At 65.7% G+C, this 14,476-nt stretch carries 13 protein-coding genes, 1 tRNA gene and 1 riboswitch; of the genes, 7 read left to right on the top strand and 7 right to left on the bottom strand.

Translation table 11 applies throughout. From position 1 onward, the window contains the following. Positions 1-61: 61 nt before the first annotated feature. The 3 genes from G7Y50_RS04020 to G7Y50_RS04005 all read right to left on the bottom strand — a co-directional run bounded on the left by G7Y50_RS04020 (position 62) and on the right by G7Y50_RS04005 (position 2,904). Entirely contained in the window at positions 62-745 is a 684-nt protein-coding gene (locus G7Y50_RS04020) for a PspA/IM30 family protein (RefSeq protein ID WP_165055179.1), read from the bottom strand. A gap of 96 nt (positions 746-841) precedes the next feature. Then, positions 842-1,954 carry a hypothetical protein gene (locus G7Y50_RS04015; RefSeq protein ID WP_206214764.1) on the bottom strand — a complete coding sequence of 371 codons (1,113 nt, stop codon included), beginning with the start codon at positions 1,952-1,954 and terminating at the stop codon, positions 842-844. A 314-nt stretch (positions 1,955-2,268) separates the two neighbouring features. Next, positions 2,269-2,904 (bottom strand): GyrI-like domain-containing protein, encoded by a 636-nt coding sequence (locus G7Y50_RS04005; protein WP_165055183.1) that lies wholly within the window; start codon positions 2,902-2,904, stop codon positions 2,269-2,271. A gap of 193 nt (positions 2,905-3,097) precedes the next feature. Here G7Y50_RS04005 and G7Y50_RS04000 point away from each other — a divergent pair, with 193 nt between their 5' ends. Both G7Y50_RS04000 and G7Y50_RS03995 read left to right on the top strand, forming a co-directional pair. After that, on the top strand, positions 3,098-3,385 hold the full coding sequence (locus G7Y50_RS04000) for a hypothetical protein (protein ID WP_165055185.1): 288 nt from the start codon (positions 3,098-3,100) through the stop codon (positions 3,383-3,385). Next, the gene (locus tag G7Y50_RS03995) at positions 3,382-3,657 is read left to right on the top strand and encodes a toxin-antitoxin system antitoxin subunit (RefSeq protein ID WP_165055187.1); all 276 of its coding nucleotides are present in this window, start codon (positions 3,382-3,384) and stop codon (positions 3,655-3,657) included. Before G7Y50_RS04000 ends, G7Y50_RS03995 begins: the two co-directional genes overlap by 4 nt. Positions 3,658-4,128: 471 nt before the next feature. On the opposite strand, the gene G7Y50_RS03990 is transcribed toward G7Y50_RS03995, so the two are convergent. From G7Y50_RS03990 to G7Y50_RS03975, 4 genes are all read right to left on the bottom strand, one after another. Continuing rightward, the gene (locus G7Y50_RS03990) at positions 4,129-4,293 is read right to left on the bottom strand and encodes a hypothetical protein (protein WP_165055189.1); all 165 of its coding nucleotides are present in this window, start codon (positions 4,291-4,293) and stop codon (positions 4,129-4,131) included. A gap of 799 nt (positions 4,294-5,092) precedes the next feature. Beyond that, positions 5,093-5,527: a DUF3846 domain-containing protein gene (locus G7Y50_RS03985; protein WP_241156506.1), complete on the bottom strand. Its 435-nt coding sequence runs from the start codon at positions 5,525-5,527 to the stop codon at positions 5,093-5,095. A gap of 548 nt (positions 5,528-6,075) precedes the next feature. Further along, positions 6,076-6,151 (bottom strand) — tRNA-Thr (locus G7Y50_RS03980). 185 nt (positions 6,152-6,336) lie between these two features. Beyond that, positions 6,337-7,629 (bottom strand): SLC13 family permease, encoded by a 1,293-nt coding sequence (locus G7Y50_RS03975; protein WP_165055191.1) that lies wholly within the window; start codon positions 7,627-7,629, stop codon positions 6,337-6,339. A 118-nt stretch (positions 7,630-7,747) separates the two neighbouring features. On the opposite strand from G7Y50_RS03975, the gene G7Y50_RS03970 reads away from it, so the two are divergent. From G7Y50_RS03970 to G7Y50_RS03950, 5 genes are all read left to right on the top strand, one after another. Beyond that, positions 7,748-10,228: a MurT ligase domain-containing protein gene (locus tag G7Y50_RS03970; protein WP_165055193.1), complete on the top strand. Its 2,481-nt coding sequence runs from the start codon at positions 7,748-7,750 to the stop codon at positions 10,226-10,228. Between the two features lie 274 nt (positions 10,229-10,502). Next, positions 10,503-12,074: an LCP family protein gene (locus G7Y50_RS03965; RefSeq protein ID WP_165055195.1), complete on the top strand. Its 1,572-nt coding sequence runs from the start codon at positions 10,503-10,505 to the stop codon at positions 12,072-12,074. Then, positions 12,071-12,541, top strand: a complete 471-nt coding sequence (rlmH, locus tag G7Y50_RS03960; protein WP_165055197.1) for a 23S rRNA (pseudouridine(1915)-N(3))-methyltransferase RlmH — start codon at positions 12,071-12,073, stop codon at positions 12,539-12,541. Before G7Y50_RS03965 ends, rlmH begins: the two co-directional genes overlap by 4 nt. Positions 12,542-12,555: 14 nt before the next feature. Next, positions 12,556-13,341, top strand: coding sequence for an exodeoxyribonuclease III (locus G7Y50_RS03955; RefSeq protein WP_165055199.1), 786 nt, complete (start codon positions 12,556-12,558; stop codon positions 13,339-13,341). 49 nt (positions 13,342-13,390) lie between these two features. Continuing rightward, positions 13,391-13,554, top strand: a riboswitch (FMN riboswitch). 214 nt (positions 13,555-13,768) lie between these two features. Beyond that, positions 13,769-14,416: an ECF transporter S component gene (locus G7Y50_RS03950; RefSeq protein WP_165055200.1), complete on the top strand. Its 648-nt coding sequence runs from the start codon at positions 13,769-13,771 to the stop codon at positions 14,414-14,416. Positions 14,417-14,476: the final 60 nt, after the last annotated feature.

Raw genomic sequence — 14,476 nt, 5'->3', positions numbered from 1 at the left:
GAGCGCTTCGCGCCTCGTGTGCGGCGTGCGCTCTGCGGCGTGCGCTTCGCTCTTCGCGTCCCTACAGCCCCATCTCCCTCTTCAGGCGGGCGAGGTCCTCGTCGACGGCGGCGCTGGCGCCGGCCGCCGCGTACTTCTTCTCGAGCTCGGCGGCCTCGTCGACGGGCGCGGCGTTGAGCTGCTCCATGGCGTTGGCGCGGTCGAGCATCTCGTCGGCCTTGGCCTCCATGCGGTTGAACGCGCTGATGGCGCCCTCGGCGCGGTCGCTCGCGCCGGTCATCTCGTTCACCTTCTGCTGCGTCTTGGCGACGGCGGCCTTCGCCTTGATGGTCTCCTTGCGCGCCTTGAGCGTCTCGATGTCGCTCACCAGCTTGTCGTGCATCTGGCGCATCTTCGCGGCGTTCTCGTGCGCGGCGTCGTAGGCCACCTTCAGACCCTCGGCGCGACCTGCGAGCTCCTGCTTCTTCGCGAGGAACGTGCGCGCGTCGCCCTCTTCGCCGGCGGCGAGCGCCTTGCGGGCGAGGCCCTCGTAGCGGTCGATGTCAGCCTGGTTGTCGTCGACGAGCCGCTTGCAGCGCGCCTCCTCGGCCATGACGCCGGCGGTGGCCTCCTTGACTTCGGCGAGGCTCTCGGTCAGGTCGCGCATGTACTGCTCGACCATCTTCTCGGGATCTTCGGCCCTGTCCAGCAGGTCGTTGATGTTCGCCTTGATGATGCTGGCGAAGCGATCGAGGATGTTGCCCATGGTGTTGCTCTCCTGTCTGGCCCGCAGGCCCTCTGTATCACTGTCTTCGCACGTTGCGAAGATCGGTCCCCGCTTCTTCTGCTCCTTCGAGCTCTTCTAGTCTTTCGAGTCCTTCTGGTCGTTCTCGTACTTCTTCGCGAGCTTTTCCACCTCGGTGTCGCCGAACATCTCGAGCGGCGTGCTGAGGATCTCCTGCTGGCGGATGCGCTCGCGCTCCTTCGCCTCGCGGCGGCGCTTCAGCACCACGGCTATGATGATGGCCACTGCCAACACGGTAACGCACACGGCGACAGGCACCACGGGCGAGGGCGTCACGCTCATGATGCGCGCGGCGGTGTCCTCGTAGGTCTTGGCGAAGATCTCGTCCTCGCTCAGCGAGTAGTCGCTGTAGTAGCGGTCGAGGTAGTCAGCGAAGATGTCGAGCGCCTCGGCGTCCATGATGGTCTTGGCCTGCGAGCCGACGGTGTAGCCGCAGTTGTAGCCGCCGTTGCCGTTGTCGCAGAACACGAGCAGGAAGTGCGCCTCGTCTTCGAACAGCTCGCCGTAGAGCCTCTCGGCCGTTTCGCTGAGCTCGGAGGTGGAGGTGGTGGTGCCGTTCGGCAGTATGTAGAGGTAGGGCTGCACGCCGGTGTCCATGTAGAACTGGCGCATGCCGCGCTCGAGCGTGCTCGCGTTGCTTATCCAGTCGCCGTCTTGGTCGGTGTAGTAGGGTGTCTCGACGACGGCGCCCGCGGGCAGCGCCTCGCGCTCGACCGTGGAGGCCGCGACGTCGCTCGACGAGCAGCCCGCCGAGCCGCCGAGCAGGCCGTAGGCGAACAGGATGAACACGACGACGGCTATGATGGTGAACGCGGTGCCGAGCCCGCCGCTCTTGCGCGGGGGCTTCTGAGGCCCGTTGCCGTCAGGCTTGTTGGAGTAGGGAGGCTGGTCGGGGTTGCCCGGGCCGCCTGAGCCGCCCGAACCGCCCGAACCGCCGTGGTAGCTGGTGCGCGGGGCGTTGATGATGATGGGGCCGTGGCCGAAGAACCCGCCGAGCCCGCCGAAGCCGCCGAACCCGCCGTGCGAGCCGCCGCGCGGTGCGCTCGACCGTCCGCCCGAGCCTCCGCCGAAGCCGCCGCTGAACCCTCCCGACGACCGGCCGCCGCCTGAGAATCCTCCCGAGAAGCCGCCTCCGCCTCCGCCGAAGCCGCCGCCACCTGATCTGCCCATGAACAACCCTTTCGCAGTTCGTATAGCGCCTATTATGCGGGATTGCGGGAGTCGCGGGGCGCACGCTGCCGAAAATTCACGTTTTCGCAAGCCGCTTGCGCGTTGGGCTTCGCGTGACCCCTACGCTCCAAGCCCTATGTCCTCAAGCGAGATAAGCCTGCAGCCAGCTGTCTTCGCTGCCTCGCGGCATTCCTCGGTGAACCCGCTTTTCGAGAAGAGGATCAGCCGTCGATTTCTCTCTCGCGATCAGCTCTGAGCGGTGCTCGGGAGTTCGCAGAATCGGGCGCCTCCTCTTCACGGCGTGAGATTTCGCCTCAGACGGCTCGGATGGGATGGCGGATGACGGTTTTCAGGCGCTCGGGTGCGCAGCGGCGCGGGTCGGAGAGGTAGATCTCGTGGTGCTGGCGCTGCGCGCTGAAGTCAGGCGCGTATCCGCTCACCGCTGCGAACGCGTCCATGCGCTCTATGGTGGCGGGCTCGTCATCGTAGGGGCCGATGTGCATGCACTGGACGCATAGTCCCTCTTCAACGGCAAGAAGCTCCACTTTCGAGAAGTCGATCTGCTTCTTGCGGGCGGCCTCCTCCTTTGCCCAGGCGAAGTCTTCCGGCGACACGAAGTCGGGAAGGCGGATGCAGGATGTGAAGCTGAAGTCCTCTTTGCGCGCGTAGTCTATCGGCCCGTTCGCTTCGCCCTGCCGCCAAAACCCCTCGAGCGGCGGCACGACGAAATCGAAGTAGCCGTCGATGCGGTGATCGCCCTTCTTGGACATCTTGATGGTGAACGCAACGGCGTAGAGCAGGCCGATGGACTCTTGGTACGCGCCCGCCTCGGCGTTCGGATTCCCCTTGCCGCGCACCGCCAGGTAGCTCATCGCGGGGACCTCCACGATGCTCGGCTTGCGCGCCGGGACGTAGAGCTCCTTGTACTCCCTCTTGTAGTCGAACGCCATGTCTTCGTCTCCTCTCCTCGTCAGGCGCCAGCTAAGCCTTTGTCGCGAGTCTGTCGGCGCTTCGCTTCCCGCATCTTGCTTCGCGCCTTGCAGACTAGCACAACTTCCCCAAGACGTTTCTCGAGCTTGTCGCAGGAGGCGAAGCGTGGTAAGATACTTTTGTCTTACCAACGGCGAATGACGGTTGATGCCCATGAATGAGGTCTATGCTGACGATAGGGTGGAGACGCGACATCCTGAGCAAAACATAGAGAAAGCTGATGCCATTGCCGCCTGGTGCAACGCCATCAGGAGCAGGCCGAGGTTAGGGAAAAACCCAGACGAATATCTTGCAATAGGCATCGACGGCAAGGGGAGGCTGATGGAACTCGTCGCCATCCGCAACGCTGACGGGGATTTCCTCATCTACCACGCGTTTATTCCTCCTCAGCCAAATGCGAAAAGGGAGCTTGGAATCATCGAAGGGAGTGGTAGGAAATGAGCAACGAGGAGCTGCACGAGAGGTTCGGCGTAACGGCGGAGCAGCTGGATGCGTGGTCCGGTGAATACGAAAGCGCCGATTGGTCGCATATGCGATTCGGTGAGGTCATCAACGGGAGGCCGAGGATTTCGGATGAGCCGCTTGACTCGATAACGGTGAAGATCCCGCGCTCGCGCACCGTGGCAATGAAGCGGGTGCAGCAGGAGACGGGGATGACGAGATCCGAGTTCGTGCGTCGGGCCATCGATCGCGAGCTGATGGCCTTGGCGTAGCGGGACTCCGGGAGTTTTTCCTCCGTTTCATTCTGGATTGTCAGCTAGGGAGTTCTGCCCAATGGGTGTCAGCTGCTGGGTGACAGGCAAAAATGCGAAAGTCCCGGAAAGGGCGATTCCTCGCCGTTCGGTGCTTTCGTGTTTCGTATGATAGCTGCGTTCGTCATTTGATGCCACCGATTTCTCGATCACGATTTGCAAACAACAGTCGATGTGTGGCTGTTTGCATAGCGGCTCTTGAACTTCTAGAACCCGATGTGAGACAATACGAATGCCGATAGGGCATCGAGCCCTAAAGGTTCCAGAACGGCGAGGTTCGTACCTCGTCATTTTTTTGCATATAGAGCAAGTTGTGACGCTTGAACCTGCATATCGACGAGTTATGTGCTGCGAAATATAACTCGTCGATATGCGTTCTCAGCTTCTCCTTTCGCGGCTCCCGGTGGCCCGCGTTGCAGAGGGCCTGTCTCCCTACCGTTTAGCCTGCGTCCTGATGCGCAGGGTTTCGGCAGGCCCGCTCATGATCGATTTGGGCGTCCCGAAGCGCTCGGCCACCTGCTTGGCCTCCTGTAGGTCCTCAAACCAGCAGGCCTCGATCTCCCTGGGTAGCCCCGTCGGGATGAGCATCGCCTTCATATCTGATCATCTCATGATCGGGGTTCGAATCGGCTCGCCGATTGCAAGCCCGCTTGCCTCGGCATGCCTGCCGCCGAGCCCCGCGGAGCCCGCCTGTCAACTTCCCCTCGCAAAGCGACAGCGCAACCTCCACCAACCCGCGCGGCGGGTTTGTGCGGGGTTTTGCGAGGGGTGGTTTACCAGCGGGCGCAGCGGGGCTACCCAGCCCAGCTGGCGAACGAGGATAAGAGGGGGATGCGGGGACGGCACACCTCAAGTTAGCGTCGCGTTGAGCATGGAAGGCTTGGGATCGCTCGGCTCCCTGCCGCTCGATGTCGCCTGGAAAACGGCAGCCGCTCAGCCCTTGAACGTCGATGCGGGAGTGCTATAATGCAGTTGATGGCAGCGCCCGCCGACCTAACCCGGATTCCAGCCAAGTTAGCTACGGGTGATGCTTGTCAGTTTGGGTAAAAGCCGGGTGCCCGCCCGGCTTTACTTCTTCCTGGGCACCATTCTCTTTCTCCGCTCCCTCCTGCGTCGGCTCCTATCGATGCAATCAAGGACGAATCCCATGATCGTGCAGCAAGCTGCAAGGCACATCAACAGCTCCATGGCGAGCTCCTTTCTCCGGAGCATCACCCGCAGGCGTCGGCGGACACTGCCGCACCCAATTCTAGCACGCGCCGGCCGGGCGTTGACGCACGCGCGCCCAGCCGGCGCGGAGGCCGCGAGGGGGGGATTCCGAAGGGCCCGCCCTTCGGCGCGGGAGGGTCGGAGGGAGCGCCGCGCAGCGCTCCCTCCCGCCGCCGGGGCCGCCTCCCTACCTCGCCGCCTGGGCCCTGATACGCAGGGCCTCGGCGAGCCCGCTCATGACCGACTCGGGCGTCCCGAAGCGCTCGGCCACCCGCGCGGCCTCCTCCTCGGTTATGTCCCTGTCCTCCCCGGCCTCGGGGTCGAAGCCCACGGCCACGAAGTCGCCGCAGATGATGTCCAGGAGGTCGCCCTCCCGGACGGTCGAGCCGTCCCAGGAAATCGCCCCCGCCTCCCTCTCGGTGGCGTACACGGCGCGGTTGGGCGGGCAGGCGAGCTTGCCCTCGTCGTTGACGTAGAGTGTCGGGGCGTCGTCGAAGACCCACCCGCAGGCGTCTATCGCGCCGCCCACGGCCTCCTGTAGGCCCTTGAGCCCGCATACCTCGATCTCCCTGGGGTAGCCTCCCGTGGGGATGAGCATCGCCTTCATGTCTGACCTCCTCATGATCGGGGTTACTTCCCCTGGGGCCCCACATTCGGAAACAGCCAGTAATGTGGATACGCAGAGCAGTCGTGGTCATGCCGCGACGCTGGCACGACAAGCGCCTCGCCAGCCGATCAGGCGGCTCATGGGAAACGGCCGCTGCCTAGATGAGGCAGGTCGGGTATCCTGCGGCGTGCGGCTCTGGGCGGCAAGTGCGAGGCGAACCAGATCCTTGCGGGTGCGTCGATGCGCCAGTCAATGCCCAACGAAGCGATTCTGCGCGGTCGTTGTATGGCTGTTTGCATGGCGACTCTTGAGCTTCTAGAACCCGATGTGAGACAATGCAGATGCCGATAGGACTCAAGCCCTAAAGGTTCCAGAACGGCGAGGTTCGTACCTCGTCATTTTTTTGCATATGGAGCAAGTTGTGACGCTTGCACCTGCATATCGACGAGTTATGCGCTGCGGAATATAGCTCGTCGATATGCATTCTGAGTTTGTTTCTCCAAAACGTCTGGTGCGAGAAAGCAAAGCAGGCCAGCCGATAAGCGACTGACCTGCGGTTTTACTGGAGCCAACGAGCGGATTCGAACCGCTGACCTACGCATTACGAGTGCGTTGCTCTACCAGCTGAGCCACGTTGGCGGGGTGCCTCTTTCAGAATCGATGGTAAAGTATAGCGAACTTGCCATCGCGGCGCAAGGGGATTTTGCCTCCGACGTCATCCCGACGTTACCTTAACCCGCATCAGCGCTACGCCCTTCAACGTGGAGCCAGTAGTGGTCTGCTCTCCGACGTCACCCCGATGTTATCCCGACGTCACTCCGGCGCTATCCCGCGACGGGGAAGCGGATGACCAGGTACACGGCGGCGATGACCACGGTCACGAGCATGAGCGGGAAGCCCACCTTCAAGAACTGGACGAAGGTGATCTCGTAGCCGTTCTTCTTCGAGATGTCGGAGAGCACCACGTTCGCGCTTGCGCCGATGAGCGAGCCGTTGCCGCCCAGGCACGCGCCGAGCGACACCGCCCACCACAGCGGCATGACGTCCATGCCGGACGACTCCATGGTGAGCAGGATGGGGATCATCGTGGCCACGAACGGGATGTTGTCCAAGAAGCTCGAGACGATGGCCGATGCGAACACCAGCACGAGCATGGTGAGGAACACGTCGCCGCCGGTCACGTCGATGAGCGCCTGGGCCAGCATCTCGATGACGCCGGTCTCGGTCATGGCACCCACGATGATGAACAGGCCCGCGAAGAACGCCAGCGTGGTCCACTCGACGTTCAGCAGCGCCTTCTCGATGGACTCGCCCGAGATCAGCAGGATCAGCCCCGCCGCGCCCAGCGCGATGATGGAGGACTCCCAGCCCAGCGCGCCGTGGAACATGAAGCCCGCCACCACGAGCACGATCATGACGACCGAGATCCTCAGCAGGCGGCGGTTCTCGATGTAGTCGGACGGGTTGAGCCCCATGACGTCGAACACCACGTCGCCGCTGTTCTTCTTGCGCGCCGCGCTCATCTTGCGGCCGTACAGGAAGTAGAACAGCACGATGATCACGGCCAGGATGATGACGACCGCCGGCGCGTCGTAGATGATGAAGTCGGCGAAGTCGAACCCTGCGGCCGAGCCGATCATGATGTTGGGCGGGTCGCCGATGAGCGTCGCCGTGCCGCCGATGTTCGACGCCATGATCTCGGTGATGAAGAACGGTACGGGGTCGACCTTGAGCAGCCTGCACAGCGTGAGCGTCATGGGGCCGATGAGCAGCACTGTGGTCACGTTGTCCAAGAACGCCGAGAGCACGGCGGTGAGGATGACGAACAGCATCATGATCTTCCACGGGTCGCCCTTCGCGATGTGGGCGCATTTGATGGCGAGGTACTCGAAGATGCCCGAGAGCTTCACCACCGACACGAACAGCATCATGCCGAACAGCACGCCGAGCGTGTTGAAGTCGAGGTGGTGGATGGCCGTCTCGAAGGGGATGACGCCTATGGCCATGAGCACGACGGCGCCTACGATGGCTACGAGCGCGCGGTGAACCTTCTCTGAGATGATGAGGCCGAGCGCCACGACGAATACGACGACTGAGATGATCTGGCTGGTATCCACGGGGTAGTTCCTGTCAAGCAATGGATCTGTATATCGCGTTGATTATAAGGCTTCTCGGCCGGTCAGGTTATACTAAAACGATATGCGGTAGGTACGAGGCTTGAATCGAGGGGCGTTCATGGGCATGCAGTTCGGCTTGGCGAAGGGCGTTGGCGCCGTGCTCACGTGGGGGCTGAGGAGCGTCTTCCACCGCCCGGCGGCCAACACGCCGGGGAAGATCGCGCTGTACGTCGACCCGGAGCTGATCGCGCACCTGGCGCCGCGTCTGCGCGAGGGGTCGGTCGTGGTGGTGGGCACCAACGGCAAGACCACGGTGACCAACCTGATAGCCGACGTGCTCGAGCGCGCGGGGCGCAGCGTGGTGTGCAACCGCACGGGCGCCAACCTCGACTCGGGCGTGTCCACGGTGATGCTGCAGAGCAGGGGAGCCGACTGGGGCGTGTTCGAGAGCGACGAGCTGTGGCTGGCGAAGATCCTGCCGCACCTGCAGGCGCGCTACGTGGTGCTGCTGAACCTGTTCCGCGACCAGCTCGACCGCTGCGGCGAGATCGACCGCATCCAGGACAGCATCGTGGGGGCGCTGGGAACCTCGCCGGACACGGTGCTCGTGTACAACGCCGACGACCCGCTGTGCGCCATGATCGCTGAGCGCGCGGCCGCCCTGCCGGGGCGCGAGCGCACTCGCTCGGTGGCGTTCGGCGTGGAGGCCTCCATGGGGCTCGCGCAGAACGTGGTGTCCGACGCCACCATGTGCCAGCGCTGCTCGTCGATGTTCGAGTACGCGTTCCGCCAGTACGGGCAGCTCGGCGCGTACCGCTGCCCGCAGTGCGGGTTCGCGCGCCCCGCCCTCGACTGGGCCGCGCGTGACGTGCGGCTCGGCGCGAGCGGGCTGGAGTTCGAGCTGGCGGGGCCGGGGGCTGATGGCGCGGAGGCGGCTGCGGCTGGGGCGGAGGCGGCTGGGGGTGCTGAGGCGGCGGTTGCGGCCGGCGCGCGTGCTGCTGGCGCGGCCGGGAGCGCAGGGGTTGGCGCGGCCGACGCCGAAGGGCCGCCTGCGTTCCGCGTGAGCGCGGGGTTCTCGGGCGCGTACATGGTGTACAACCTGATGGCGGTCGCGGTGGCCGCGCGCCTGCTCGGCTGCGAGCCGGCGTCCGTCCAGCGCGCCATCGACGCGTTCGACCCGAAGAACGGGCGCCTGCAGGAGTACGCCGTCGGCGGCCGGCGCGTGCTGCTGAACTTGGCGAAGAACCCCACGGGCTTCAACCAGAACCTCAAGATCGTGGCGCAGGACGCCCGCCCGAAGGCGGTGGCGTTTTTCATCAACGACAAGGAGGCCGACGGGCGCGACATCTCGTGGATCTGGGACATCGACTTCGAGGAGCTGGTGGCGCAGAGGGACTGCGTGGTGTTCGCAGGCGGCATCCGCCGCAACGACCTGCAGGTGCGCCTGAAGTACGCGGGCGTCGAGGCGCAGCTGGTCGAGGGCATGGACGAGGTGTTCGCCGCGCTCGGCGCGCCCGGCGGGGCGGGGCTGCCCGCCGACGCGGGCGTGTACGCGATCGCGAACTACACGGCGCTTCCCGGCGTGAAGGCGAGCCTCGACGCGATGGCCGGCTCTTCGGCTCGCCGTGTCGGCGCTGCTGGCGAAGGGGGCTGCGAAGGGCCAGGCCGCGGCGAAGGCGAGAGCTGCGGCGAGGACGAAGATCGCAGCGAGGGCGAAGGCGAGGGCGGCTGCGACAGGCCGGCCCGCGGCGAAGGCTGCGGCGAAGGCGGCTCGTCGCGGGCGCCTGCGGCGTCGGGCGGCCCTGCCGGCAGCGCGGCTGCGCATGCCGCCGCCGGCGCGACGTCGGAGCTCGTGATAGCCCATATGTACCCCGACCTGCTCAACCTGTACGGCGACGGCGGCAACGTGCGGGTGCTCGAGCAGCGCCTGCGCTGGCGCGGCGTTCCCGTGCGCGTGCAGCGCGTGCGCCACGGCGACCAGGTTGACCTCTCGCAGGTTGACCTGGTGTTCATGGGCGGCGGCCCCGACCGCGAGCAGAAGCTGGCGAGCGAGGGCCTGCTCGCGCTGCGCGACGACATCGCGCGCTTCGTCGAGGAGGACGGCGCGCTTTTGGCCATCTGCGGCGGCTACCAGATCCTCGGCAAGGTGTGGCTCCTCGGCGACGAGGAGGTCCCGGGCTTGGGCGTGGTCAACCTCGAGACGCGCCGCCCCGGCACGTCGGCTGACCGCCTGATCGACAACATCGTCCTGCGCTCGCCGGCGGCGACGCTCCCGGTGGTGGGATACGAGAACCACGCGGGCCGCACGTACCTGGGCGCGGGCGTGCGCAGCTTCGGCAAGGTGGCGTCGCAGGCGGGGCACGGCAACAACGACGCCGACAAGGCCGACGGCGTGCTGTACCGCGGCGTGGTGGGCACCTATCTGCACGGCCCGCTGCTGTCGAAGAACCCCGAGGTAGCCGACTACCTGCTCGCATGCGCCCTCAAGCGCCACGCGGCCCGCACGGGCGAAGCGCCCCGCGCGCTCGCGCCGCTTTGCGACGAGGCCGAGAAGGCGGCCAACGCCTATATGTGCAAGCGCCTCGGCGTGTCCGCGTAGGGTGTCGACCCGGGTGCGAGCCGTTGCCTTCGCGCAAGTCGAGCCCTCTCGCCTGCGGCAGGCTTCTGCGCGTATGGCCTGATCTCGGGCGTGTCCTGAGCTTCTGTTCGTGATGAACTTGTGGATTAGATGGAATCGTCCTGTGGCTTTTCCCGCATAACGGGGGCTCTCAGTTGCCAGATAAGGTGGCGCCCCTCAAAATAAAGTTTCGCATGTTTTCAATTCGGGCAACGTGCGCCATGACAGACGGACCACGAACAGGAGCCTCCGGGCGATGGCAAAATCGTTTGACAGAAACTCATACGGAAGCGGACGGGACGCGGGCGGCTCTTCGCGTCCCTCCGCTCGATCGGGAAGGGTGGCCTCGCCGGGTCCTCGTCGCAGGAAGGACGTGGCGGCGTCCGTCGACCCTGCCAACCCGGTAAGTCCCGTCATCCCCGCCGGCCCTGTGGGCGCGAACGCGGGCGGCAATCCCAACAACCCTTACGCGCGCAGCTCCTACACGCATGACTACGCGCGCGACCGCAAGCGCAAGAAGCGCAAGAAGATCCTGATCGCGTGCTTGGCGGTGGTGCTCGTGGCGGTGCTCGGCACCACGGCTTACGCCCTCACCAAGATGATGAGCATCCAGGGCAACCTCTCAAGCGGCGTCACCCAGGAGACGCTCGACGCGCTTGACAACGTGGAGCCGGGCGAGCCCTTCTACATGCTGCTCCTCGGCACCGACAAGTCGCAGCAGCGCGAGAGCGGCGCCGAGCTCGATGGCGTCTACCGCGCCGACTCCATCATGCTCATGCGCATCGACCCGCCGCAGAAGAAGGTCACGGCCATCTCGCTCATGCGCGACACCATGGTCGACATGGGCGAGTACGGTAAGCAGAAGCTCAACGCGGCGTATCCGATCGGCGGCGCGGCCTACACGGTCGAGGTGGTGTCGGAGCTGGCGGGCGTGCCCATCGCACACTACGCGGAGATCGACTTCGACGGGTTCTGCGAGGTCGTGGATACGATCGGCGGCATCGAGGTCGAAGTGCCCATCGAGATCAACGATCCTGACGCGGGCGGCCACCTCGACGCGGGCCTGCAGACGCTCAACGGCGAGCAGGCGCTCATCCTGAGCCGCTCGCGGCACGCGTTCGACGAATACGGCAAGGGCGACGAGTACCGCGCCGCCAACCAGCGCATGGTGATCAGCGCCATCGCGGGCAAGGTCCTCGACTCCGACCTGAGCACCATGGTGTCGACGGTGGAGACGCTGTCGAAGTACGTGACCACCGACATGAGCCTCATGGAGATCCTCTCGCTGGCGAGCAGCATGCGCGGCATGGACATGGCCACCGACTTCTACAGCTGTGTGAACCCCACCACCTCGGAGTACATCGACGGCGTCTGGTGGGAGATCATGGACGAGGACGAGTGGCAGGAGATGCTGCGCCGCGTGGAGCAGGGCCTGCCGCCTGTCGAGGAGGACGTGATCGACGAGGCCACGGGCACGGTGATGGCGACGGCCGGCACGGGCGGGAGCGCGAGCGCCTCGGGCGACGGCACCACGACGCCGCGTCGCTCGGGCACGGTGTCGGTGCGCAACGGCACGGAGATCGACGGCGCGGGTGCGGCGGCGGCCGAGAAGATCGGGGCGCTCGGCTACACCGTGGACGCTGCGAACGCCGACGCCGCCGACTACGCCGAGACGGTGGTCGTCTACGCGGACGCCTCCCAGCAGGAGCGCGCTCAGGAGATCGTCAACGCCCTGGGAGTGGGCCGTGCGGTGCTCAACAACAACGAGTACCTGTTCACCACGGACTTCCTCGTGGTCATCGGCGCGGACTGGAGCAGCGTCCAGTGAGAATCAGCGTCGTGGCGGTGGGGAAGCTCAAGGAGCGCTTCTGGGCTGACGCCTGCGCCGAGTACCTCAAGCGCCTGTCGGGCTATGCGAAGGTGACGGTACGCGAGGTGGCCGACGTCGACCCTGGGCGCGCGGGCGGCGTGGAGGCCGCGCGGGCCCGGGAGGGCGCGGCCATCTTGGCGGCCATCGCGCCTTCCTCGCACATGGTGCTCATGGCCATCGAGGGCCGGCAGCGCTCGAGCGAGCAGCTCGCGGCGCGCCTCGATGCGCTGACGCTCGGCGGCGCGAGCGACATCACCTTCGTGATCGGCGGCTCGGATGGCGTGGACGCGGCGGTGTACGCGCGCGCCGACGAGACGCTCTCGTTCGGCCCCATCACCCTGCCGCACAACCTCGCCCGCGTGGTGCTGCTCGAGCAGGTCTACCGCGCCTTCAAGATCTCGCGCGGCGAGCCCTATCATAAATAGGAAGGAAATAAAACATGCGCCTTGTATCGTGGAACGTCAACGGGTTGCGCGCGGTGCTCAAGAAGGACTTCCTCGAGACGTTCGCCGCGCTTGACGCCGACGTGTTCGCCCTGCAGGAGACGAAGTGCCAGGCGGGGCAGGTGGAGCTCGACCTGCCGGGCTACCACCAGCATTGGAGCTACGCCGAGAAGAAGGGCTACTCGGGCACGGCGGTGTTCAGCCGCGAGGAGCCCCTTCGCGTCCTGCACGGCCTGGGCAACGACTACCTCGACCAGGAGGGGCGCGTCGTGGTGCTCGAGTTCGAGGCGTTCTGGTTCGTGGACGTGTACACGCCCAACGCGCAGAACGAGCTCGCGCGCATCGCGCATCGCATGGAGTGGGACGACGCCTTCCGCGACTTCGTCAAGGGCCTCGAGGAGGGGACGCTGCCGGACGGCTCGACGACGCCTCCGAAGCCGGTGGTCATGTGCGGCGACTTCAACGTGGCACATCAGGAGATCGACCTGAAGAACCCCGGCCCCAACCGCGGCAACGCGGGCTTCTCCGACGAGGAGCGCGGGAAGTTCACCGAGCTTCTGGGCGCGGGCTTCACCGACACCTTCCGCCTGCTGCATCCCGACGTGACGGGTGCGTACAGCTGGTGGAGCTACCGCTTCAAGGCGCGGCAGAACAACGCGGGGTGGCGCATCGACTACTTCCTCGTGAGCGACGAGCTGGCGGGCGCCGTGGAGACCGCCAGCATCTACAGCGAGGTCTTCGGCAGCGACCACTGCCCTGTGGGCCTGGAGATCGCGCTGTAGGTGCGGGGTTGCGCAGGTGGCGGGTTGCCCTTACAATGCGCGGTAATGAATTCTGTTTCAGGGCGAGGTGGAAGTCCTCACTGGCGGTATTCGGCGGCGCGCCCAGGCGCGGGCGCCGGGAGTCCGCGACCCTGCCAAGGCATTATGCCGAGGCGGGTTGACCTGGTGAAACTCCAGGACCAACGGTCATAGTCCGGATGGAAGAGGCAGATTTTGCGAACGCGCCGGGCGCTTCGGGCTTCGCGGCAGCTTGAGCCGCGCGGGCTCCTCAGCAGGCGGCGCGGCATGCGAGGCCCCTCGAGGTGCCGAGCGCGTGCAGCGCAATTCTTCGAGCCTACGTGAATGGGAATTCATGCGGGCTCGTTTCCTTTCAAGGCGGGAAGCGCGACCGATCCAAGCCAGCGCCTTGAAGGGAAAGGAGAGCCCCATGGCCGAGCAAGCCCCGAAGGCGCCGAGCGCGCCGCAAGCACCACAAACGTCGCGCACGTCGCAAGCCCCGAAGACTTCGTACCAGTTCTCGAACACCAACGCGTGGAGCACGCGTCAGATGGTCACCATGGCCCTGATGTGCGCCATTGCCGCGCTGCTGCAGTTCGTGCAGATCCCGCTCATCCCCGGCGTGCCGTTTCTGACCTACGACCCGTCGCTCATGCCGGCGATGGTGTGCGGCTTCGCGTACGGCCCGGCGGCCGGCGTGGTGGTCGGCGCCATGGCCGCCGTCATCCACGGGCTTTTGCTCGGCGAGTGGGTGGGCTCGCTCATGAACATCGTGGCCACGCTGTGCTTCGTGCTGCCCGCGGCGCTGCTGTACCGCAAGCGCCGCACGTACCGCATGGCCGTCGTCGGCCTGGCGCTGAGCGTGCTCTGCGCCATCGCGGGCGCCGTCGCAGCGAACCTCACCATCGGCGTGGCGTTCTGGTACGGGTCGCTCGACGTGGGCCTGGCGCTCGTGCTTCCCGCGCTGCTGCCGTTCAACCTGGTGAAGGGCGTGCTGAACGCGGTGCTGACGCTGGTGGTGTACAAGGCGGTGTCGAACTTGATCACGCCGAAGAAGGACCAGGTAGCCGGGAAGTAGAAGCCGGCGCAGGCTCGGGCGGCCGGCGCGAGCGAGGGCTCGGGCGGCCGATGCGGGTGC

This window comes from Adlercreutzia sp. ZJ176 (genome assembly GCF_011038975.1).
Classification (GTDB): domain Bacteria; phylum Actinomycetota; class Coriobacteriia; order Coriobacteriales; family Eggerthellaceae; genus CAAEEV01.
This window is presented reverse-complemented; position numbering and strand designations above follow the sequence as displayed.